This is a genomic window from Flavonifractor sp. An91, from assembly GCF_002159225.1.
GTDB classification, from domain to species: Bacteria; Bacillota; Clostridia; order Oscillospirales; family Oscillospiraceae; genus Flavonifractor; species Flavonifractor avicola.
In genome coordinates, this window is sequence record NZ_NFHA01000019.1 from 17808 (window position 1) to 42305 (window position 24498).

11 protein-coding genes and 1 pseudogene are annotated in these 24498 nt (G+C 59.7%); 7 read left to right on the plus strand and 5 right to left on the minus strand.

Features of this window, described 5'->3' with window-relative positions; all coding sequences use genetic code 11:
- Nucleotides 1–5: 5 nt before the first annotated feature.
- The gene (locus B5G42_RS11370) at nucleotides 6–1517 is read left to right on the plus strand and encodes a recombinase family protein (protein ID WP_007215987.1); all 1512 of its coding nucleotides are present in this window, start codon (nucleotides 6–8) and stop codon (nucleotides 1515–1517) included.
- A 60-nt stretch (nucleotides 1518–1577) separates the two neighbouring features.
- Here the strand turns inward: B5G42_RS11370 and B5G42_RS11375 are convergent, their stop codons facing one another.
- Nucleotides 1578–1808: a sigma-70 family RNA polymerase sigma factor gene (locus B5G42_RS11375; RefSeq protein WP_087270428.1), complete on the minus strand. Its 231-nt coding sequence runs from the start codon at nucleotides 1806–1808 to the stop codon at nucleotides 1578–1580.
- A 21-nt stretch (nucleotides 1809–1829) separates the two neighbouring features.
- Nucleotides 1830–2591, minus strand: a complete 762-nt coding sequence (locus B5G42_RS11380) for a DUF4367 domain-containing protein (RefSeq protein WP_087270430.1) — start codon at nucleotides 2589–2591, stop codon at nucleotides 1830–1832.
- A 376-nt stretch (nucleotides 2592–2967) separates the two neighbouring features.
- Here B5G42_RS11380 and B5G42_RS11385 point away from each other — a divergent pair, with 376 nt between their 5' ends.
- The 4 genes from B5G42_RS11385 to B5G42_RS11400 all read left to right on the plus strand — a co-directional run bounded on the left by B5G42_RS11385 (nucleotide 2968) and on the right by B5G42_RS11400 (nucleotide 18682).
- Complete coding sequence (locus tag B5G42_RS11385; RefSeq protein WP_162611094.1) at nucleotides 2968–4392, plus strand: glycosyltransferase family 39 protein; 1425 nt, start codon at nucleotides 2968–2970, stop codon at nucleotides 4390–4392.
- Between the two features lie 338 nt (nucleotides 4393–4730).
- Nucleotides 4731–5954: a YibE/F family protein gene (locus B5G42_RS11390; protein ID WP_087270436.1), complete on the plus strand. Its 1224-nt coding sequence runs from the start codon at nucleotides 4731–4733 to the stop codon at nucleotides 5952–5954.
- Nucleotides 5955–6106: 152 nt separating this feature from the next.
- Nucleotides 6107–11110 (plus strand): choice-of-anchor I family protein, encoded by a 5004-nt coding sequence (locus tag B5G42_RS11395; protein WP_162611095.1) that lies wholly within the window; start codon nucleotides 6107–6109, stop codon nucleotides 11108–11110.
- Between the two features lie 36 nt (nucleotides 11111–11146).
- Nucleotides 11147–18682, plus strand: a complete 7536-nt coding sequence (locus tag B5G42_RS11400) for an S-layer homology domain-containing protein (RefSeq protein WP_087270442.1) — start codon at nucleotides 11147–11149, stop codon at nucleotides 18680–18682.
- 414 nt (nucleotides 18683–19096) lie between these two features.
- Here B5G42_RS11400 and B5G42_RS11405 read toward each other — a convergent pair whose 3' ends face one another.
- Both B5G42_RS11405 and B5G42_RS11410 read right to left on the minus strand, forming a co-directional pair.
- Nucleotides 19097–19792, minus strand: coding sequence for a hypothetical protein (locus tag B5G42_RS11405; protein ID WP_087270446.1), 696 nt, complete (start codon nucleotides 19790–19792; stop codon nucleotides 19097–19099).
- A gap of 376 nt (nucleotides 19793–20168) precedes the next feature.
- Nucleotides 20169–20627 (minus strand): annotated as a pseudogene (locus B5G42_RS11410) (IS110 family transposase); the annotation flags it as partial.
- A gap of 285 nt (nucleotides 20628–20912) precedes the next feature.
- Between B5G42_RS11410 and B5G42_RS11415 the strand changes: the two are divergent.
- Entirely contained in the window at nucleotides 20913–21272 is a 360-nt protein-coding gene (locus B5G42_RS11415) for a metal-dependent transcriptional regulator (protein WP_087270449.1), read from the plus strand.
- Nucleotides 21273–21362: 90 nt separating this feature from the next.
- Nucleotides 21363–22292, plus strand: coding sequence for a helix-turn-helix transcriptional regulator (locus tag B5G42_RS11420; protein ID WP_242961209.1), 930 nt, complete (start codon nucleotides 21363–21365; stop codon nucleotides 22290–22292).
- Nucleotides 22293–22397: 105 nt separating this feature from the next.
- Here B5G42_RS11420 and B5G42_RS11425 read toward each other — a convergent pair whose 3' ends face one another.
- Entirely contained in the window at nucleotides 22398–24491 is a 2094-nt protein-coding gene (locus B5G42_RS11425) for an NlpC/P60 family protein (RefSeq protein WP_164475023.1), read from the minus strand.
- Nucleotides 24492–24498 lie beyond the last annotated feature (7 nt).

Sequence of the window (24498 nt, forward strand, 5' to 3'; positions counted from 1 at the left end):
ACAAAATGAATAACAGGATAGACGCGATCTATGCAAGGCAATCGGTAGACAAAAAGGACAGCATTTCCATTGAAAGCCAGATTGAGTTTTGCAAATACGAATTGAAAGGCGGGAACTGTAAGGAATACACAGACAAAGGGTACAGCGGCAAGAACACAGACCGCCCGAAGTTTCAGGAACTGGTGCGGGATATTAAGCGGGGCTTGATTGCAAAGGTCATTGTTTACAAACTTGACCGTATCAGCCGTTCCATTCTGGACTTTGCCAACATGATGGAACTGTTCCAGCAGTACGATGTGGAGTTTGTGTCCTCTACGGAGAAGTTTGATACCTCCACCCCGATGGGGCGGGCTATGCTGAATATCTGTATCGTGTTCGCCCAGCTTGAACGGGAAACGATACAGAAGCGGGTGACAGACGCTTACTACTCCCGCAGTCAGCGGGGCTTCAAGATGGGCGGGAAAGCCCCTTACGGCTTCCACACCGAGCCTATCAAAATGGACGGTATCAACACAAAGAAGCTGGTGGTAAACCCGGACGAAGCGGCCAATATCCGGCTGATATTTGAGATGTACGCCCAGCCCACAACCTCTTACGGGGACATTACCCGGTACTTTGCCGAACAGGGGATTTTGTTCTACGGCAAGGAACTGATACGCCCCACACTGGCGCAGATGTTACGCAATCCCGTCTATGTGCAGGCGGACTTGGATGTGTACGAATTTTTCAAAAGCCAGGGTACGGTTATCGTCAATGACGCCGCCGACTTTACGGGGACAAACGGCTGTTATCTGTATCAGGGGCGGGATGTGAAGCCCAGCAAGAAAAACGACTTGAAAGACCAAATGCTGGTGCTGGCTCCCCATGAGGGCATTGTTCCGGCGGATATATGGCTGGCTTGCCGCAAGAAGCTGATGAACAACATGAAAATCCAGTCCGCCCGAAAAGCCACCCACACATGGCTGGCGGGGAAAATCAAGTGCGGGAACTGCGGATATGCGCTTATGAGTATCTTCAATCCGTCCGGCAGGCAATATCTCCGCTGTACGAAACGGCTGGACAATAAAAGCTGTCCGGGCTGTGGGAAAATCATCACTTCCGAACTGGAAGCGGTGGTTTACCAGCAGATGGTGAAGAAGCTGGAAAAGCACAAGACGCTGACGGGCAGGAAGAAAGCGGCAAAGGCCAATCCCAAAATCGCCGCCCTGCAAGTAGAGCTTCTCCATGTGGACAGCGAGATTGAAAAGCTGGTGGACAGTCTGACGGGCGCGAACAATGTCCTGCTCTCCTATGTGAATGTGAAGATAGCGGAACTGGACGGGCGCAAGCAGGAACTTGTGAAGCAGATAGCCGAGCTGACGGTGGAAACCATCAGCCCGGGACAGGTCAACCAGATTTCCGGCTACCTCGACACATGGGACGATGTATCCTTTGACGACAAGCGGCGGGTGGTGGATTTGATGATTACCACCGTTGCCGCCACAAGCGACAGCTTGAACATTACATGGAAAATCTGACGGGCGGTAATCCTCCCGTCAGACCGTTACCCTGTGTAGTCCCTTGTAAACTGTACTTTCTCACCGTAGAGACCACAAACTGGCTTTGATGCAGTTCTCCTGCTGCCGCAGGAATGAAATTTTAGGAATGAGTTTGAGCACATTTTCCTGCACGATATCCTTGATTAACTCTGGATCGGAAAGATTTTTTCGTGCAGTAGCGTACATCAGCCGCTCGTATTCCAGGTAAAACTGAGTCATAAATTCCCGGTCATCGGGATCCTCGATGGCTGCACAGATCAACGCTAGCATAATAGTTTACACCTCTACATTTTAAAAAATACTTTCTGCAATTCGAATGATGTCTTCACGGTCGATAAGAATGGGAGCATTGATAGCATAAGGCTGTGATACAACGCTGAGTACATATCCCTGGGATTCATTGACGACAATTATTTTGAGAATACCTCTTTTATCGCCGGTGGTATTGGTCTGGTCGATCAGAAATGCAGGAAGGCCACAAATTTGGATATGCTCAACTTCGGTATCCTCCGTATCTACGGTTATATTTGGGCTCAAATCAATATTGAGACGATCTCCATTTTTTGTGCGGTATCGTACCCACGAAGAATGAGCGAGACTGTTTTCCTCTATCAGTTCATATCCATCGGGAATCCAAGCGGGTTGGAGGTCTTCCAACGTGGTCCAGTCCGCTGGGGAAGTGTTTGATATTTCAAAAGTAACGCCATCGTGAAAGGTATCCATAATCATATTCAATGTCCCGGCCCGGAACTCCGGAAAGGCCGCAAAGGCGATGGAGAGGATCAGAATCCCCAGCAGCGCCACCAGGGCTACCGTTTTGAGAATTCTCACCGTGGTACGGCCTGCGGTCCGGGTATTTTTCTTTCGGAAAGCCCGATTGATGGCCTTCAGACAGGCACGGCGGACTTCCTGGGGCACCTCCGCATCCGGGTCCTCGCGGAGCCTACGGTTTTCCTCCAGCGCCTGATTGCCCTGGACCTCCGCCACATGGTCCATCAGCATGGTAAACAGGCTGTCCGCATAGTTTTCTTCCAGTTGTTCACGCCGATTCATAAGAAACTGTCCCCCCTTGGCTGGAGTAAGCTGCGCGGCAAATGATCAAAACATATCCTATTTTGTAATAGACGCATATGGCCCAGTTATGCAACAGGAAAATGTGCTGAGATCGTTCGTTTTGATCCATCATAGCAGAAAGGGCTGTTATCTCAATGCTCAGGCGTTGAGATAGCAGCCCATATTATTTTACTATAAATCCTGCCCTTTGCCTATCTCTTTGTCGGAAAAGAACCATTTCTTTTGCATCCTTATAGGTATCACGGTTCCTTTGTGCAGCAGCAGATCAGCGGATAACCTGTTGCAAAACGGAGAAGAGGCCGTCTTTCTAAAAAAACAAATAGGGTGTGGGAGTATGGGAACCTGGGCAATACGATTGAGCGGATTCTCACAGAGGCTGGTGCTGATGTTTTTCCTGCTGCTGTGCGGACTGGGGCTGCTGGCAGGGGTGATTCAAGATTCCTTCCATGGGCAGGCGTTTCTCCTGGCGGTGGTGTGTCTGGTGCTTACGTGGGTAATTTTGCCCAGAGTGACCGCCCTGTTGGAACGAATGGGAGCTAAACGGTGCTGCCTGCTGCTGATCTGTCTCTGCTTTCTGGTCAAGCTGGCGTGGGTGCTGTTGGTACAGGCTCCCATCGAGGGGGACTATGCCACCTTCTGGGGGTATGCCAATTCCCTTGCCACCCACGAGGTCATTGACAGCGGGCGATATATTGCACTCTTTCCCCATATCTTCGGCTATGCGGAGTTTCTCAGCCTCTTTCTTGCACTGTTCGGCAGCAGCCCCTGGGTTCCTGTACTGCTGAATGTGCTGCTGAGCGTTTGCTCCGGGTATCTGCTCTTTCAGCTCTGCCTGGACTGGTTTGGGCAGAGAGCCGCCTGCGGGGCTATCCTTTTCTGGACCTTCTGCCCCTCACAGACCATGTATAACAGCCTGATTCTGTCCGAACCGCTGTATACCACGCTGATGTTGGCCTTTCTGCTGCTGGTTTCCCGCCTGACTGCCTGCACAAAGCGTGTTCGTATGGCAACAGCGGGGGTGCTGGCCGGCGTGCTGCTGAGGCTGATCCAGGCTACCCGTCCCATCGGTGTGATCTGGGCCATTGCAGTGGTGCTGTGGCTGTTGTTCCTTGCTTTGCCGCACTGGCAGAAGGGGGAGGGGAGAGCGCTCTGCTCGATTTTCCTGCCGGTTATGCTGGCGGTCTATGTGCTGACCGGGCTGCTGTGGCAGGCGCATCTGGAGGCACGGATCGGGGAACAGCCCTCCACGGTGCCCGGCTACAGTCTTCTGGTAGGTTTCAACCAGGAATCCGCCGGATGCTGGAATCGGGAGGACAGCGACCGTCTGTATCAATACAGCGATCAGCCTGGAGCAACAGCCCAGTGGGCACAGGAACAGATGAAGGCGGATGCGCTGGAGCGCATCACTTCGGGAGACATCCAGTATCCGACGCTGATATATGAAAAACTGCGGGGGCTGCTGGGGAGCGACGACAGCTGCGTGGGATATCTTACCAGCGTAGTGCGCCATGTCCAGTTTTTCCGGCTGATTTGCAATGGATACTATTATTTGCTGCTTATGCTGGCACTGGCCGGGGCGGTCCGTCTGTGGAAGGACCGGAGCGGGGGAGCCTGCCTGCTGGTCCCCCTGTACTGCGAGGGCCTGATTCTGGCTCAAATGCTGGTGGAGGTGGCGGGCAGATATCACTATTCTCTGATTCCCATGCTCATCCTGTTGGGCTGGTTCCAAAGGCAAGAACGCCTGGATCAGAAGTTGGTTCGAGCGTTTAAAAGAGCCTAATGAACATCCGATAGACAACATTCGGAGCTAGAAGAAAAGCCCTGTAACCGTAATAGTCCGGCCGCACAGGGGTATCACCGAAACCGTCCGGAGCAAAAAAGACTGTTGCACGAGTGTTAAGCCCATAGGTACACAATGTGTACCTATGGGCTTAAGCCGTGTATGGGGAGAGAACGATTTTGCGGAACAGATGCTACATAATAGCTCTAATATGTCATGTCAAAAGTCAAGAACTAGGGTAGCCTTTTTATTGCCTGACTGTTTTATATAAATTTTACTTATATTTTTCGTCACCTGTATAGATACGACGACAGAGGTGTTTTATACTCATTTTATCTATGACATATACCGTCCCGGCTGGGACGGATTCCGAAAGAACCGGAGAGATTTCCATGACCGACCCCAAATGTGCATCTGTCCGCCAATGGATTCTATGCCTGATCGTGCTGGCGGTCACGGTGCTTTTATTTCTGCCTCAGGGCCGCCAATACTTTCAGGCTCTGGCCACAAACGGCATCTCCCATGAGCCGGGGACAGTGAAGACTGTTTTGTCTGAGGAGCTCTCGGACAGCGATTTGAAAGGCGGGCAGCAGCTTGGGGTTCAGGAGCTGGAGATTCTCATGGACAGCGGCGAAACCATCCGCCTGACCAATTATTTGACCGCTACTCACAATATCCTGGCGCAGACCGGTTCCCGAGTGATTGTCTGCGTGGATGCGCCGGAAAATGTGGAGCCCTACTACACTCTCTACAACTATGACCGGACGGGCGGAGTGGTGGCGATTCTGACGGTATTTCTGCTGCTTATGGCGGCTGTGGGCGGACGGAAAGGACTGGCGTCGGCACTCGCGGTGGTGTTCTCCCTTGCCTTCTTCCTGCGGGTGACGGTGCCGGCTATCTATGAGGGAGCCTCTCCGCTCCTTATGGGCATGACGTCTGTACTGGCAGCCGCGGTGGTGACCATCCTGCTGCTTTACGGTCCAACGTTCCGTGGCGCTATAGCCGTGGGCGTGACGCTGGCCGGAGAAAGCACGGCCTGCCTGTTGTTCTGGGTGTTTTCGCGGCTTCTGCACCTGACCGGTTTTCAGACCTCTGACGCTGAAAGCCTGCTTGTGGTGGCACAGAACACGGGACTTAATCTCTCCACAGTGCTTTTTGCCGCCACTATGATTGCCTCCCTTGGTGCGGTGATGGATGTGGCCATGTCCCTGCTGTCGGCCCTGTGGGAGCTGTGCGATGTGGGAGAACGGACTCCCCGGGAGCTTTTCCGCGCCGGACTGAATATCGGCCGGGATATGATCGGTATCAACTGCAACACGCTGATCTTCGCTTTCGCCGGCAGTTCGCTGATGACCATACTGGTACTCTATTCCTACGGCACCCAGGCCAATCAGCTGCTGTCCTCCGATTATCTGGCCCAGGAGCTGGCTCAGGGGCTGTGCGGCACCTGCGGAGTGATCCTTACGGTACCTCTGGCCGTGGCCGCGGCAGCATGGCTGTTCCCCAAGATAAAAGATCCTGGCACAGCTAGTTTGCATAAAATAAAACCTGCCCGGCGATAATCGCCGGAGCGCGGCCGGACCGGCAAAGGGCGCCCTTTGCGTTGCTCTATTGAAAAATAGAGCAGGGTGTGCGCTGCCTCTGCGGCCGCCCGGCGGAGATGCCCCTGGCGGGAAATCCACAGGAAAGGATGTTATTTGTCTTGAAGAAGTGTGTGAAACGAAATGCGGCCCTGTCCCTGCTGCTGGCGCTGACCCTGACGCTGCAGCTGGCCCCGGCGGCATCCGCCGTTGGGCCCGCCGCCGCTGCGCCCGCCGCCGCTGTGCCGGCGGAGATCAACGCTGAAACGGTATGGCGCTACCTGGACGACGGCTCCGACCCGGCCGCCGGTCTGACCGACCGCACCGACTGGGCCGACCCCACCTATAACGACTCCGGCTGGGAGACTGCCAAGGGCAGCTTCGGCGCCAAGAACGGCGGCGCCGATGGCATGGACGGCGGCCACGCCATCACCACCCTGCTGGACCAGTACAAGGAGGACGGAAAGACCGACAAGGAGGCCTTCTTCTTCCGCACCACCGTCCAGGTGGAGGAGCCGGACGCGGTAACCCAGATCACCGGCAGCCTGCTCTATGACGACGCGGCCACCGTGTACCTCAACGGTGCCAAGATCGCCGGCTTTGACGACAGCGATATAACCAGCAACCTCCAGTACGGCGGCTCCAACGATTCCGCCCCCAAGACCGGCGAAATCAGCGTAACCGCCCCGGAGCTTCTTGAGCTGCTGGTGGAGGGGGAGAACACCGTGGCCGTGGAGCTCCACCAGGGCCGCGCCAGCAGCTCCGACATCTACTTTGCGTTTACCTCCCTGGAGTTCAGCACCGAGCCTCTTCCCGCGGTGGCCGCCCTGCTGGACGGGGAGACGCAGTGGAGTTATCTGGACAACAACACCGACCCCGCCGGCGACCCCGAGGGCGCGGGCTATGACCGCACCAGCTGGACGGCGGCCGACTTCGACGACAGCAAGTGGGAGACGGCCTCCGGCCCCTTCGGCTCCAAGCGGGGCGCCGCGGAACTGGAGAGCGGCTACACCGCCGAGACCGTCCTGGACGGCTGCGACGGCAGCAGCGACACCCCGGCCTACTTCTTCCGCACCACCTTCAGCATCCCCTCCCTGGATGGGATGACCAAGCTGGTGGGCACCCTCCAGCACGACGACGGCGTGATCGTGTACATCAACGGCCAGCGGGTGGCGGCCTTTGACGACGTCGCCTGCGATGCCAGCGGAAACTCCCTGGGGCACGGCTTTGACGCCAACCTCCAGTACGGCGGCGCCAATTCCGGCACCCCGATCACCAGCACCTTTACCCTCACCGACCTGACCCTGCTGCAGGTGGGGGAGAACACCATCGCCGTGGAGCTGCACAACGGACGCCAGAGCAGCTCCGACGTGTGGTTCCACTTCACCGACCTGCACCTCACTGACGAGCCCATCTCCTCCGACGTGACTGACATCTCCCTCTTCGTGGGCGCGGACGAGACCGAGCGGAACCTGACCTGGTATACCGGCTACAGCCAGCCCGGCCAGGTACTGGTGGCCAAGGAGAGCGAGCTGACGGACGGCCAGATGCCCGAGAGCGCCGCCTGCTTTGATGCGGTCTCCAGCCTGTCCAACGACGGCGGCCTGTACTCCAACCAGGCCACCATCACCGGCCTGGAGGCCAACGCCACCTACGCCTATCAGCTGGTAAACGGCGAGGTGAGCAGTGAGATCCACACCTTCACCACCGGCGAAACGTCGGATGGCTTCTCCTTCGCCCTGGCGGGCGACCCCCAGATCGGCGCGGGCAGCACCGCCAGCGACATCGAGGGCTGGGACAAGACCCTGGGCCTGCTGGCCTCCGACCCCGCTTTTGACGGCCTCGACTTCCTCCTGTCTGCCGGCGACCAGGTGAACACCGCCAACAACGAGGAGGAGTACAACGGCTATCTGAACCACGAGGAGCTGACCGGCCTGGCAACTGCCACCGTGGTGGGCAACCACGATTCCTCCAGCGCCGCCTACAGCCAGCACTTCAACGAGCCCAACGTGAGCGGTAAGGGCACCACCACCGCCAGCAGCGACTACTACTTTGTGTACGGCAACACGCTCTTTATGGTGCTCAACAGCAACAGCATGAGCACTGCTGAACACAAAGCTTTCATGGAAAATGCCATCGCGGCCACTGCGGGTCAGGGCATCCAGTGGAAGGTGGTCACATTCCACCACTCCATCTACTCCGTGGCCAGCCACGCGGTGGAGGGCGACATCCTTCAGCGCCGGGAAGAGCTGGTGCCCATCTTTGAGGAGCTGGACATCGACGTGGTGCTCATGGGCCACGACCATGTGTATGTGCGCAGCTATATGATGAACGGCCTTACCCCCATTACCGAGAGCGACAAGTACACCGACGCCGACGGGAATGGCGTGCCCGAGGCGGTTTACGCCCCCAACGGCATCCTGTATGTGACCGCCAACTCCGCCTCCGGCAGTAAGTTTTACAATATTCAGACGAATCTTGAATTTCCCTATGCCGCGGTGATGAACCAGGAGCGGGTGCCCAACATCTCCCGGGTGGATGTGACCGACGACAGCTTCACCGTCACCACCTACCGCACCAGCGACATGAGCGTGGTGGACACCTTCACCATTTACCGCAACGCACGCCCGGCGGAGGATCTGACCCCGGCTAAGGGCTTTGCCAACGGAGAAACCGATCTGAATGTGACAGCGATCGGCCGCTACACCTCCGGACAGTATGACGTGGACGGCGGTGTCATGGAGATCGTGGCCTACAACACCGCCAACCGGCACGCCTACGCCGTCAACGGCAAGAGCGGCGTGCTGGCCATCCTGCCCATGGGCAGGATGGAAGCCGGCGATACGCTAACCAGTCTCAGGGGGCGTACTTTCGACGTGAGGGCCGCAGTGAAGGCGATGGATGAAAGCTTCCAGTACGGGGACATGACCTCCGTGGCCGTCTCCCCTGACGGCAGCACCCTGGCGGTGGCCCTGCAGGCAGACAGCTATAAGGAAGCCGGCCGGGTGGCACTGTTTGCCTGTGACACCGACGGCGATCTGGAGCTCACCCGCGTGGTGGAGGTGGGCGTGCAGCCCGACATGATTACCTTCGCCGACAACAACAGCACCGTCCTCACCGCTGACGAAGGCGAGCCGCGCGAGGGCTATGGCAGCGGCACGTCCGACCCCAAGGGCTCCGTGAGCATTGTGAACGTGGCCGCCGGCGAAGCCACAGTCGTGACCTTTGATGACTTTGATACGCAGCGGGAGGAACTGGCCCAGGCCGGCATCGTGCTCAAGAAGGGAACGGCACCCTCCGTGGACTTTGAGCCTGAGTACATCGCCGTGTCCGGCGGCAAGGCCTACGTCACTCTGCAGGAGGCCAACGCCATCGCGGTGCTGGACATCGCCTCCAAAACCTTCACCGGCGTGTATTCCGCGGGCTTCGAGGACTACAGCGTTACCCCCGTGGACATCGACAAGGAAGACGAGAAATACAATCCCCAGAGATATGAGGGCCTGCTGGGCATCCGTATGCCTGACGGAATCGCTGCCTTTGAGGTAAACGGCACTACCTATCTGGTCACCGCCAACGAGGGCGACAGCCGAGAATGGGGCGATTATCTCAATGAGAACGAAGCCAAAAAGGGAGCTGCCTCCCCCGCCGGCAACATCAAAGAGGATCAGGTAGGCGGCAAGGTGGTCTACTTCGGTGAAGAGGCCGAGAATGAGAGCGCCAAGGGATACGACGGCCTGGACAAGACCAAGGATTACCTGTTCGGCGGCCGCTCTTTCACCGTGTATGAGGTGAACGGGGACGGCATCACCGAGGTCTTTACCAGCGGCGACGATTTCGAGCGCCTTACCGCCCAGTACCTGCCCGAGTACTACAACTGCTCCAACGACAACGCGGTTCTGGACGACCGTTCCGGCAAGAAGGGCCCCGAGGCCGAGAGCATCACCGTGGGCACGGTGGACGGCCGCACCTACGCTTTCGTGGCACTGGAGCGCACCGGCGGCGTCATGGTCTACGATGTGACCGAGCCGGCGGACAGTGAGTTCGTCAATTACATCAACTCCCGCGACTTTGACAGCATCGTTCCCGGCTCCGGGCAGTACGAGGACGGGGAGCTGGACAAGTGGGTCACCGGCGGCGACGTAGCCCCCGAGGGCTTGGCTTTCATCCCCGCCGATGTGAGCCCCACGGACAAGGACCTGTTGCTGGCCGCCTGCGAGGTGAGCGGCACCGTGGCGGCGTATGAGCTCACGCCCAATCAGGCGCAGGAGCCTGACGACGGCAATCAGGGCGGCGGAGGGGGCGGCTCCGGTTCCGCCACCTATTCCGTGACGGTGCCCGGCGACATCGCCAACGGCGCTGTGACGGTGACGCCCAGCCGGGCCTCCGGCGGCCAGACCGTGACCGTCACGGCGACCCCGGAGGAGGGGTACGAGGTGGAGCGGGTCACCGTCACCGACAGCAGCGGCAATGAGATCGCGGTGAGCGAGAAGGGCGACGGCAAGTACAGCTTCATCATGCCCCGGGGCGGGGCGAGGGTGACGGCGGAATTCGCCCCCATCGGCGAGGAGCCCCAGCCCGCCGGCCTGCCCTTCACCGATGTTTCCGAGGGCGCGTGGTACTACGACGCGGTGGAATACGCCTATGAAAACGGGCTGATGAAGGGCACCTCCGCCGCCACCTTCGCCCCCGGCGGCACTCTGAGCCGGGCCATGCTGGCGCAGGTGCTGTGGAACCTGGAGGGGAACCCCGCCGGGTCCGCCGGGGGGTACAGCGACGTGGCCCCCGGGGCGTGGTACTACGGGGCGGTACAGTGGGCCTCCAACCAGGGCGTGGTCAACGGCATCGGGGACGGCAGCAGCTTCGCCCCCGACGGCAGCATCACCCGGGAGCAGATGGCGGTGATGCTCTACCGCTACGCCCAGTACAAGGGCTATGACGTGAGCCAGGCGGGCATGGAGGTCCGGGAGTTCACCGACTACGATCAGATCTCCGGCTGGGCCCTGGAGGGCATGACCTGGGCGGTGAACGCCGGCATCATCAGCGGCGTGGGCAGCAACACCCTCAACCCCCTGGGCACCGCCTCCCGCGCCGAGGCGGCCGCCATACTCATGCGCTTCTTGGAGGCCGCGGAGCGGTGACCCTTTCATCTCTTTTCAAACAAGCGAGGGAATGATATGAATTTTAAACGAATGGCCGGTTTTATGCTGGCACTGGTTCTGATTTTGTCTCAGCTTCCCGCCCAGGTCCTTGCGGCCGGCTTCGTGCCGGCCGCGGGCCCTGCGGCGGTAACCGGCTTAACCGGCGCGGGGACGCAGGAGGATCCCTATCAGATCTCCAGCGAGGCGGAGCTGATCTTCGCCGCGGAGCAGCTCAACGGGAACAATTCCGCCTATACCGGCAAGACCTTCCGGATGACGGCCGACATCACCATGTCGGATGACAGCTTCCCCATGATCGATGAGTTCACCGGGGTCTTTGACGGCAACGGGCACACCATCTCCAACCTGACCATCAAGGACGAGACTACGGGCACCGTCAGCGGGTACGGCGTGGCCTTCATCCGGGTGAACAGGGGCACGGTGGAGAACCTGACCTTCCGGGGGGCGGACATCTCCACCCAGGCCGATTCCAGCGGGGACGGCTATTCCGGCGCCGCCGTGGCGGTGGCCGAAAACCAGGAGGGCGGTGTGATCCGCCGGGTGGCCGTGTACGATTCCACGGTGAACGCCCCAAAAATGAGCAAGGCCGCCGGCATCGCGTCTATCAGCGGCCGGGATCCCGGCGTCCACGCGGAGATCACCGACTGCCTGGTTGCAGACAGCAGCTTCACCGCCGGCCCCCGTTCTGCGGGAAATGGGACCGGTGTGATTCTGGGCGGCATCGCGGGCTACAGCGCCACCAGCGTGCTGGAGAACTGCTACGTCTCCAACGTTACCCTGACCGGGGCCTCCGCCACCGACAGCCCCTTTAACGCGGGTCTTATCTGCGGCTACGCCAACGAGGTGGATATGAACGGCAACGTGGCCGTGAGCGGTGAAATTATCTATGTGGACGGCTTTAACGACATCTACGCCGGCGCCATCTGCCCCCGGATCATAGAAGAGGGCGCCCAGACCCACGACAATCTGGCGGTGAACGGCGGACTGACCATCGAGCCCGCGGGAACCCCTATCTGCCACAAGCCGGGGACGGCTGTAGAGGCGGACGAACTGACCAAGGAGAAGTACGCGGAGATCGGCTGGAACCTGGACGCCACCTGGAAGCTGGAGGACGGCGTGCCGGTTCTCCGGGCGCCCGGCGACATGGCTCCGTTGGAGCTGGCGGGCAGCGGCACGGCGGGCGACCCCTATCAGATCGCCGACAAGGAGGATCTGCTGTACGCCGTGGGCCTGCTGAACAGCAGAGACGTGCGGATCCAGGGCAAGTCCCTTCTGCTGACTGCGGACATCGATATGTCCGGGGAGAACTTCCCCATGATCGACGAATTCACCGGGGTCTTTGACGGCGGCGGCCACAAGATCTCCAATCTGACCATCAATGACGACACCACCGGTAAGCGCACGGAGTACCGGGTGGGCTTTGTCCGCGTCAACACCGGCTCCATCCAGAATATCGTGTTCGATCACCCGGTGATCACCTCCACCGCCGACTGCGGCGAGGACGGCTACTCCGGCGTGGCCGTGGTGGCCGGCGAAAACGGTCACGGCGGCTCCATCCGCGCCTGCGCGGTGATCGACGCGGAGGTGACCGCCCTTAACGCCAGCAAGGTGGCCGGCATCACCGCCCTCAACGGCCGCTATGAGGGGATCAACGCCTCCATCAGCAACTGCTTTGTCAGCGGTGACTTCACCTGCGGCTCCCGCTCCGGCCAGTACGGTCCGCAGCCTGCCGGCATCGCGGGCTACAGCGCCACCAGCAGCATCCTCAACTGCGTGGCCGACGTGGACATCACCATTGAGGGCGACAGCGATCAGGTCTATGCCGGCATCATCTGCGCCTATCCCAATACCGTGACCCTCCGCGGCAACGTGGCCTACGGAGGCAGCATCACCACCACCGGGGAGAACGCGAAAGAGGATTTCGGCCGCATCTACGCCTTCACGGGCTTCCAGAGTTCCCTCACGCTGAGCAATAACCTGGCCTGCGAGGAAATCACCTTCAATGACATCCCCGCCGGCTCGGAAATCCAGAACGGCCGGACGGTCTCCGCGGACGCCCTGGGGGAGCAGGCCACCTATGAGGACATCGGCTATGACTTCACGCTTATGTGGAAAATGGAGAACGGCCACCCCATGCCCCAGCCCTTTTCCTACGGCAATGACCAGGTTAACCGCCTGACCGCCACCATCTACGGCGATCCCGCCACACAGATGGGCTTCACCTGGTACTATGAGAGTGGTGAGGACGCGGTGCTCCGGGTGAGCGCCAGCCCTGACATGAGCGAACCGATGGAATTTGCAGCCGTAGCCCTGGAGACCGAGAACGGCTGGCGCCTCCAGTCCGCCGCCCAGGGACTGCAGCCCGGCACCCGCTACTACTATCAGGTGGGCAGCACCACGGATAATGTGTTTTCCGCCGTGGGTTCCTTCACCACCGCGCCGGAAGACGGCGGCTTTACCTTCCTCAGCCTCTCCGACACCGAGGCCAAGGATTTCACCGGGGCCGAAACCGCCGCCATCTCCATGGCGTCGGCGCTGCAGGCGGCGCCGGACGCGGCCTTCCTGCTTCACAGCGGCGACTTTGTGTCCGCCGGACGCGGCGAGGAGGGCTGGCAGGATCTGCTGTTCCAGAGCGCGGACCTGCTGCTGGATCTGCCCCTGGCCCCCACCGCCGGAGACGAGGACGGCGAGGGCTTTGCCGACCACTTCTATGTGAGCCGGGCGGCAGAGGGGAAGGACTACTACAGCTTTGACTACGCCAACGCCCACTTTGCCGTGCTGGACACCAACGACGACGCCGTGCAGTGCCTGTCCGAGGCTCAGCTGACCTGGCTGAGGCAGGACGTGACGGCCGCCCGGGCGGAGGGTGCTGACTGGATTATCCTCAGCCTTCACAAGGGGCCCTATACCTCCGGTGCCCACGCCGACGATGCGGATATCGCCGCGCTGCGGGATGTGCTGTTGCCAGTGATGGAGGAGCTGGAGATCGACCTGGTGATCCAGGGCCACGACCACATCCTGGGCAGGACCTATCCGCTTGCAAGCGGCGGCGCAGATGACTGCGCCACCTATACGGAGACCGTCAACGGCAAGCGGTTTGAGTACAGCATCTCCCCGGAGGGCACGGTCTACCTGGAGCCCGGTTCCGCCGGGACGGAGCGGGACAGCCAGATCGGCGCCATGACCACTGAGGAACTGGACGCGTATATCTCCGGCTTTGCCCGCAGCGACCAGAGGGGCGTGCCCACTTTCGCTGTGGTGACGGTGGACGGCGGCCGCCTCTGCGTGGGCATGTACGAAATCAAAATGGAGATGTGCCCCACCATGATCGACGGCTTCGGCATCGACAAGGAGGTCTCCACCGTGGAGGCGCAGATCGCCGGCGGGGAGATGGCCCCGGCCCGGCAGGCCTATGACGCCCTCAGCGACGACCAGCGCCGCCAGGTGTCCAACTACCATCTGCTGGTGGAGGCAGAGGCCCCCGGCCTGGCGGAGGACGGCGGACTCTGGCTGGACGACACAGCCGCACAGCGGCGGGCCGTCACCGTCCGAAATGACACGAATCTGACCTTCACCGACGTGCCCGTTCTGGTGCGGCTGGAGCAGGCCCCCTCTGAGAGGATGCAGTTCTATACCGCCGAGGGCGAGCGGCTGCCCAGCGAGGTGGAGACCTACGACGCCGACGGCGTCACCACCGTCTGGGTGCGGGTGCCCGAGGCGGCCGCCGAAAGCGTCACCGGGCTGTGGGTCTACTTCGGCGGCAGCGACGGCGAGGATCCTGCCGCCGTGTGGAACGACGATTACCGCCTGGTGGAGCACTTCGCCGGCTCCTCGGAGGACAGGGGAACGCGGACCGACTCCACCGGCAGTCAGACCGGCACGGTGCGGGGCTCCCTTGCGTCCGTCACCGTGGACGGCGACGCGGCCGCGCAGTTTGACAATGCCAGCATCACCTATGCCAGTATCGGCGATGATTACGACCGGATCAGCGTCAGCGCCGTGTTCTCCATGACGCAGGAGGATCTCCAGAAGATCGAATCCACCGGCGCGCTGGTCTCCAAGTACCTGCAGGGCGACCCCACCGGCCACAATGCCTATCTGCTGGGGGTGGCCTCCGACGGGGATCTCTACACGGACTACACCTGCCGCTGGTGGCGGAGCAATGCCACGCAGCATAAGACCTACCGCAACGACCTCCCCGCCCCGGACGGCACGCCCCATCTGGTGACCCTGACCTACGACGGCTTTACCGTCGGCACCTATCTGGACGGCGAGCCCGTTTCGGAGGAGACGGTGTTTATCGAGAGCGGCACCTTCCTGGACCGATCCATCCCCACGGTCATCGGGGCCTTTTCCGACGGTGCCGAAGGCGGCTTCCACGGCACAATCCATGAGGTGCAGATTACGGGCGAGCGCACCAACGCCCAATGGGAGGCCTTCCGCTACGCCTGCTATCTCGGCGACGCCGTGACAGTTGGCCCAGCCGAACAAAAGGAGGGCGGCCTGACCCTGGCCGCCGATGCCGCCGGACGCGGCGAGACCCTGGCCGCCGGTCAGGTACAGATCGCCGGCGTGGCCGGCCGGTCCGGGGCGCTGACGGCTGATGTGGACGGCACGGCGGTTGATCTGGGAATCGTCCCCGCCGGCGCTTTCAACGTAGAGCTGCCCCTGAACGGCACCGGCAGCCACAGGGTGACGCTCCGGCTTGCCGCAGACGGGCGGACAGCCCAGTGCGCTTTCCAGCTGGAGACCGCCGACACAGCCGCCCCGACTCAGCCCACCCTGTCTACTGAGAGCGGCGAAGACAGCCAAACGCTCACTGTACAGCCGGCGGCGGAGGAGACCGACATCATCCAGGTGGAGTTCTACCAGGCGGAAGCCGCCCCGCTCACCGGCGAAACCCTCCGGGTCTGCGAGGGCAGCACCAGTGATACCGTTCCCGGCAGCGACATCGATCCAAGGCAGATGGAGTTCGCCCCGGCGGACAGTGTGCAGCGGACCACCACCGGCGAGGACGGTAAAAATCCCTATCAGATCTACGAGGTGACGCTGACGCTGGATCAGCTCTCCGCCGGGACCTACCACTTCGCATGGCAGGGCCAGTCCGACCGCCAGGTTCACGCCTACGCCTACAATTTTGACACCGGAGCATGGGATAAGGTGGCCTCCACCACCGGCGCCGGTGCGCTGACCATGGATGTCACCGTGGAGGGCACGGAGTACACCGAGGACAGCAGGCTTTACCTGATGCTCTTCCGGGGCCTTGGCATGGATCCCGCCGACCGGGACGGCTATGCGCCGGAGGAGGGCCAGTACGACTTCACCATGTTCTGGAACTCCGACACCCAGTATCAGTCCCAGTTCTATCCCGAGATGTTCCTGGAGCAGTACCAGTGGATTGCGGACAGCTATGAGGAGCTCAACGGCATTATCACCTTCAACACCGGCGATGTGACCAACCGCTCCAACCTGAACTATGAGTACAACTGGCGGGTGGCGGACGACGGCTACCAGCTCCTGGAGGAGGCCGGGGTGCCCTACACCATCGCATGGGGCAACCACGACTACCGCTACGACGGCAAGCCCAATGAGGAGCGGCTCTACGAAAAATACTTCCCCCTGTCCCGCTTTGAAGAGAACGCCGGGTCCTGGACGCTGGCGGGCAGCTGCAACGGCACCGACGGTATGGCGCTGACCGGTGAATTCCAGGGCAGCAAGATTATGCTCCTGTCCCTGGGCTACTATCTGGATGCGGAGGTGATCGACTGGGCGGCAGACCTGGTGCCGGAGTATCCGGATTACAGCGTCATCATCCTCACCCACAACTTCTCCAGCGGCGGGCAGATCACCGGCCTGAATACCAGCCTGCTCAAAACAAAGGTTATCGACCCCAATGAGAATGTGAAGCTGGTGCTCTGCGGCCACATCGACGGCGTGGATCTCATCGCGCCCTATGGAAGCAGCCGGCAGTTCTACAGCATCCTGCAGGACTACCAGGGTGAGGGAGGCAACCCGCCCCATGGCGGAGACGGCCTGATGCGTATCATCCAGGTGGACCTGGAGAACGATCTGGTCTACTTCCACACCTATTCCCCGGTCACAGGAGCGACGATCTCCAACTGGGGCAGCGGTATGTATAACCAGGTGGACGGCCTGTACCAGAAGAACAAAGATGAGTTTGCAATTCGGCTGGATCTGGGCGGCGGCACAGAGCCCCGCAGCTTTGACACCGAATCCCTGTACCTGTACGCCGGCGACGCCGTGCAGGTGGGCGCGGCCCAGGCGAGCCCCGGGCAGACGGCCTCCTGCGCAGGAAACGGCGCCACCCTCTGGTATGCCGTTCTCACCGACAGCAGCGGAAACCGCACCGTAACGCCGGTTCAGCCGGTTGCCGCTGCGGAGGCGCAGCCGGTTCTCCAGGCTGAGGGTGGCAGCGGGACAGTGACGCTCCGCTGGGAAAATCTACCTCAGATTGCCGCTGGTATCACCGTGGAGATCACGGCGGACGGCCAGCAATGGCATACCCTGTCTGACGCGCCCCTCTCTGCCGAAGACGCCTGCAGCGGCGCTTATCTGGCGGCTGCGGCGGAAGGCGCCTCCGGCACGGTTAAGGTTTTGGGGCTGGCCAACGGCACTCAGTACACTTTCCGTGTGACTGCTGCTGGAGTCAGCTGCATCGCCTCGGCGGAGACTGACAGCCCGTCTGGCGGCGGTTCCGGCTCCGCCACCTATTCCGTGACGGTGGCCGGCGATATCGCCAACGGCGCTGTGGCGGTGACGCCCCGCCGGGCTTCCGGCGGAGCGACCGTAACCATCACGGCGACCCCGGAGGAGGGGTACGAGGTGGAACAGGTCACCGTCACCGACAGCAGAGGCAATGAGATCGCCCTTACCGATGCCGGAAACGGAAAGTATAGCTTTATCATGCCTCGGGGTGGGGTAAGCGTGACGGCGGAATTTGCCCTCGTTGGCGAAGAGCCCGAGCCCTCCGCTCTGCCTTTCACCGACGTTTCTGAGAACGCATGGTATTACGAGGCGGTGAAGTATGCCTATGACAACGGGCTGATGAACGGCACCAGCAGCTCCGCCTTCAGCCCGGAGCGCACCATCACACGGGGCCAGATTGTCACCATCCTGTGGCGGCTCTCCGGCAGCCCTGTGGTCAACTACCTGATGGATTTCTCCGATGTTGATACGGCCACCTACTACGGCGAAGCGGTGCGCTGGGCGGCCAGCGAGGGCGTCGTGGACGGCTACCGCGGCGGGCTGTTCGGCCCGGACGACCCCATCACCCGTGAGCAGCTGGCTGCGATGCTCTACCGCTACGCCCAGTACAAGAGCTATGACACCACCCAGGGCGGCATGGCGATCCGGGAGTATGCGGACTATGATCAAATCTCCGACTATGCGCTGGAGGCCATGGATTGGGCCGTGAATGCAGGGTTGCTCAACGGCACCGGCGCTGCCATGCTCGACCCGAAAGGCACCGCCACCCGCGCTCAGGCGGCAGCGATGCTGCAAAGGTTTTGCGGACAGTACGAAGCGAACTGAGAGAGGATAAATCCATTACATCTGCAAAGAGGGGGTGGGCATAACCCATCCCCTCTTTGCCGTAAGAAAGCGAATCTATGTAAAGCAACGGAGTCCAGTGCCGGTTATTGCTGAAACTTTTCTTAGAGCAGACAGAGGAACTCCACTATATACTATATGAGGCCATCCGTGATGCTGAACAGATAAATCTCTCCACTTTCGGCAGACAGGCCCTTGTATGAGTCGCAGCAGCAAGCTGACATCTTACAAACCTGAGGAGAAGGTCTGTGATCATGTTATCTGCCGTTCTGCATTTTTGCTAACCTATCACTGTCCACCCTGTTCCGTATGGCATTGGTTCTGCTTCACCACCCGCTCCGGCATCATGCCGGGGCGGGCGTATTTGTTACCGAACGGGTTAGCACCTGGCGCAGTCTATATTGCTCCCGTGTCAGTTCGATAGGTTGCCTCAAAGCTATCGTTTGGTTGACCATACAGCTTTAATACATCTTCTCTGGTTGACCATCCCAGCATCAACCCGCAGGGAATGCGTAGTTCCGTACCGGAAAAGTCGTAGTTACCATATATTACATGAATGCCTCCCACCGTGCTCTCGGCGACGGATATCGTGCTTTCAGTGGTGTTGAAGACACAGATACTAACAACCTGTTCGCGGTCATTAGTCAACGAGATCCATTCCCATTCATAGGACGCATTTGGGCCAACCGCGCCAGCCAAAGAAAGCCCGGCATCCTCCTCGGAAATCACCCACCCGTCGTCAAGGAAAGCCGCAAGGGGAACCGGTAATGTATAAACCGTATCATTGATCTGGATAGAAAAACTTTCCCAATCATTCGGGAGTTCAGGGGATGGCGGGTACAATTCTGCCCCTGCCGTGTCGAGTTCTGTCATAAATTCGAGCGTCATCAAGGTGGAGGTGTGCGGCAGGTAGGTGACTTTCGCAAACAGATTGTAGTCGTTCTCGCTCCACAGCCCACGCCCGTCCTCGAAGCTCTTTTCACTGATATCAAACGAATGGCGTTCACCGGTCATATCTACGCCGCGCAAATAATAGGAGTCTGAACCATAGTCCCCGATTCCCCTCTCATAATCAAATTCCAGCCGTTCCAAATATGCGGCTTCCGGGTGCTCGAGATAGGGTATATCCAAGATTAGAGGGCGGACAAGGAAAAAAGCAGCACCCACACACAATGATTACAACCGTTCTTCCAATTATTTGCTTGAACGATTTATTTGGCTGAGCCAGTTTTACCATAGAAACGAGGGCTATAATCACGGCCAATAGTCCCAAAACGCCATTGACAATTACAGTTTGTATGTATCCTGTAATTCCGATGGCAAGAGCATCGGAACTCGCAAACCAATCCAATACTGCAAAGGCAGTAATAGGTAAGAAAATAAGGATTACAAGCGACAAAACAAATAGTTTTATCCCTTTTTTCTCTGATTTGCAGTTGTGCTTTTCTTGATTAATTCTATCATCGTCCATAAGGTTATTTTTCATCATCGTCTTGGCCTTGGAGTACAGCCCCTGCTGCCGGTTCAGCGTTTTCAGCTGCATACGAATCGAGTCCATAGGTGTATGTTGGCGCAATTCTGCCCAGTTGTCAAGTCCATAGCGGGCGATCTTCCGGGTATCCGCCTTGTCTGTTTTCACTTTGCGCAGGGAGTTGTTTCCGTAATCCTTAATGAGTTTCGGATTGACCGCGCTGACAAAGATGCCCTCCTCATGGAGAAAACGGGCCACCGGCTCATAGTACCGCCCAGTGTGCTCCATGACCACCCGTGTCTCACCGTCCAGGCTTTTCAAGTAGTCTGCCAGCTCCTTGAGTTCACTGCCGGTGTGACCAACAGAAAACGGCTTTGCCACCACTTCCCCAAAAGGGCGGAGAACAGATACTACGCTTTTCCCTTTGGAAACATCGACCCCTGCCACATTGTTCATGTGAATCGTTCCTCATCGTGGATTTGTCTTTGGCGTCCAGCCATTTCATCATTGCCTATCCAATCTATTTGATGACACGGGCGCACCGATGTGGCGGCTCAACCTGCATAAATCGAACGCTGCGAACGAGAGGCTGGCTGACGGACTTTCAAACGGACGCAATAGTCCTTGGAGGCACACATCAGGCCAAGACTCTCTCATTCTAACAGCTTTGGCAACGATGCGGAAAAAGACACGGCTGGCTGCCGTGCCTTGAACCGTAAATATATTGTAATAGGAGGAGTTATGGGACTTCATACATCTGGGGAGGACTATCTGGAGGCCGTGCTGGTACTCCAAAAGGAAAAAGGCATGGTGCACTCCGTGGATGTGGCCCGGTACCTGGAGGTCACAAAACCCAGCGTGTGTCATGCGGTGGCGACCTTGCGGGACGGGGGATTCCTGACGATGGACGGCGACTATTTCCTGCATCTGACCGACATTGGCCGGGAAGTGGCGGAACAAATCTACGAAAAGCACCGTTTCTTTACCGAACGTCTGATTGCCGCCGGTGTGGATCCGAAAACCGTAGAGGCAGATGCCTGCCGGATTGAGCATGTTATCAGCGATGAGAGTTTCCAAAAATTAAAGAAACAACTCATGTAACCTGTGGAAATCGATCTCATTCCGCCAAGAGTGTCTTTGAAATTGAGGATGACCAACATGCAAAACGATCCACGCTCACGAATTCTCCTATTGCTACAACTTCTTTTGGAACAGACGGACGAGCACCACTATGTGTCCGGCACAGATATTCTGCGATTTTGGGCATCCCACGGCATCCAAGCCACCCGGAAAAACGTCTACAGCGATATTCGACTGCTCATGGACTCTGGCGTGGACATCATCTGCATCAAAAGCACGCAAAACCGCTACTTCATCGGCTCCCGCCTGCTGGAGCTGCCGGAACTGAAACTGCTGGTAGACGCTGTGGAGTCCTCCCACCTCATCACGGAGAAGAAAAGCGCCGCCCTCATCGAGAAGTTGGGGCACCTCACCAGCCGGCACAACGCCGCGCTCCTGAACCGCCCCGTCTACATGGACGGTACGGCCAAGCCGGACAACGAGGCCGTATACTATGCCATTGATACGATCCAGACGGCGATCCATGAACAGCGGGCCATCTCCTTCCAGTATTTCGAGTACACGCCGAAAAAGGAAAAGGTCCTGAAACACAAGGGCTATCGCTATGGGTTCAGCCCCTACGCACTCATCTGGAACCGGGATTTCTACTATACGGTGGGCTGGTCAGAAAAGCACGGCAAACTGGCCCAGTTCCGGGTGGACCGCATGACGGCCATCCAGGAGTCGGATACCCCCTACATAGCAGACCCGTCCTTCGATCCGGCGTCCTACATCCGGGAGGCCTTTGGCATGTACCACGACATGCCTCGGCGGGTGACGCTGCTGTGTGAAAACCGCACCATGCGAAGCGTCATAGACCACTTCGGAGAGGACGTGGATACGGAGGTGGTGGACGCCAAACACTTCCGGGCTACCGTGGATGTGGCGCCCACCCCGCCGTTCTTCTCATGGGTATTCACTTTCGGCGGCGCCATCCGTATCGAAGGGCCTGCGGAGGCTCTGGCGCAAATGAAGAATATGGCCACGTGGCTGCATACATAAAAGCAAGAGGGATCCGCCCAGGAAACGCTGGGCAGATCCCTCTCACCTTTATAGAGCAGGAGGGCCGCTGCGGGGAATGTATCCCCGCAGCGGTCCCTCCTGAGTTCAGTCAGAAAAATAGACCGGCCTGCCGATGGAGGTGAATCCCTCCAGGCCGGTAATGACTACGTTGTTGTATCCGCTGGCGCAGTGGATGATGAGCAGATTACCGCTCTCGTCCCTGCCGCCCACGATGCCCACATGGGAGTCCTCTGGGTAAAACACCAGATCGCCGGGCAGCGCCTCGTCCCAAGAGATGGTGGTGCAGTAACTGTGCTGTGAGGATGCCCCTCCCCCGTGGCCGATGATGTACTCGCCGCCTGTGGCGTTATAAAATACCCAATCAACGTACCCCGAGCAGTCCATTCCGTAGGGCCGGTAGGTGCCGGTGGTGGAGCTGCCCGCCGCAGTTACCTGCATGGTGGTGCCCCAGCGGGAATCCCAGCCGAGGACGAGGCTTTTTCCGCCCCAGAAGTAGTTGACCTTACCCACCAGTTGGCAGGCGGTTTCTATGATCTCCCGGCGCTCGGCGCTCAGGTCCGCCGGCAGCGAGGCAAGCAGTTCTTTGGCGTCGGCCTCCGTCACGGCCAGATTCCCAATGGCCCCGCCCAGCAGGTCGAGGTTCTCTAACAGGTCATCCAGCATGTCGTTCTGTTCGTCGGTAAAGGCGTAGTGTTCCCGCATCTCGTCCACGGTCTTTACCGTGACGGAGATGGTCAGGATGGTTTCCGTCCAGCTGTCGTCCTCGCCGTCGTCCGGGTCGCTGTCCGGGTGGTCTATGGTTTCCACCGCGGATGAGAGGGATGTCATTTCCCAGAACACCTCCTTCAGCCGTGCTACCCGGTCTGCATCCAGAGTGACCACATCCACGCCGTCATTAGTCCCCGCGGTTTTCACCGCAAACACCGCCACGATCTCCCGCCAGTCCGGCGGGGCGCCGTCTATGATAATCTGGTCGTAGTCCCCCTCCTGCAGTTCCTCCAACTTATCAGCGTATTCCACATTGCTCTGGGCGATGGCTGTACTGAGCGCCACGGAGCTGCTGTCTGCAGGCTCGTTGGCGAACAGAATGCCGAAGGGCGAGGCAATGAGCATGCCAATCAGGCAGATGAACACCAACAGGGCGAGGACAACGGAACCGCCGGCGGCCGCTGCGGCGATCAGGCTCTTGGCGGCGGCATAGATTGCCCGCAGGGCGTTTCCAGCCTTGGCAGCGGCCTTTTTCGCCGCACTGCCGGCCTGCTTTGCCGCCTGGCGGGACAGGACCGCCTGCTGCTGCGCCGCACGGGCTGTCCGGGCACTCTGTGCAGCACGGGCGGCACCGAGTCCCGCCTGGGCGGCGGTCCTCCCGGCATGGCCCGCTGTCTTTACCGCCTGTCTGGGGGCGCCGGCAGCCGGCTTTGCGTGATGCACCACCTTGCTCCGGCCCGCCTCCTTTATGGCAGGTGTTTTGCGTTTCCCTTTTGGCAGGGGGGCGGCATCTTGGGCAGGCCCTGTTTTTGGCCGCATGGGCGATACAGTCCCGTCCCGCCTGCCCCCATTCCCAGGCGCAGTTCTGCCGGGAGGCCGGCGATCTCTCACAGGCTGAACAGGCTCTTGCCCGCTGCCTGCCGGCTGCCGCATCCGCTCGGCTCTGTCCTGCGCGGATCTCTGCGCCGCCTGCCGTCCGCGCTCCCGGATGAAGGGCTGCTGGCCCTGGGTGCGCTCTGGTGACAGGCCGGAAACCTGCGTTTCCGTTTGAGCGCGCAGGTATGCGTCCTTGGTCTTGATCCGCTGCCCGACTTTTCCGACCGGTTCCGCCGGCTGGTCTGCCGCTGCGGCGTTGACACGGCTTTCATGCTCCCGTGTGCGGATTTCCGGCACGGGATCCACAGCGGTGGAATCCGCAGAACTGCCGTCGCGGGAGGCACGGTTCTTCCGTTTCTCTTTGATGAGCTTTTCCGCACCGCACTCCATGCGGCGCATGCCACCCGCAGCGGTATCCTCGATCTGGTCGCCGCCGTAGTCATCCCGCCGCCCCTGCTGGGCGGCGTCCCGGAGCTGCGTCCGCAGGCGGTCTGTCCCATCCTCCAGGCCGCGATGGACCAACTCCTTCGGCGCGGCCTTGATCTTCTCCCGGACGGAAGTTGCCGCCTGGGGTTTCTCCTTGATCTTATCCATTTGGCCG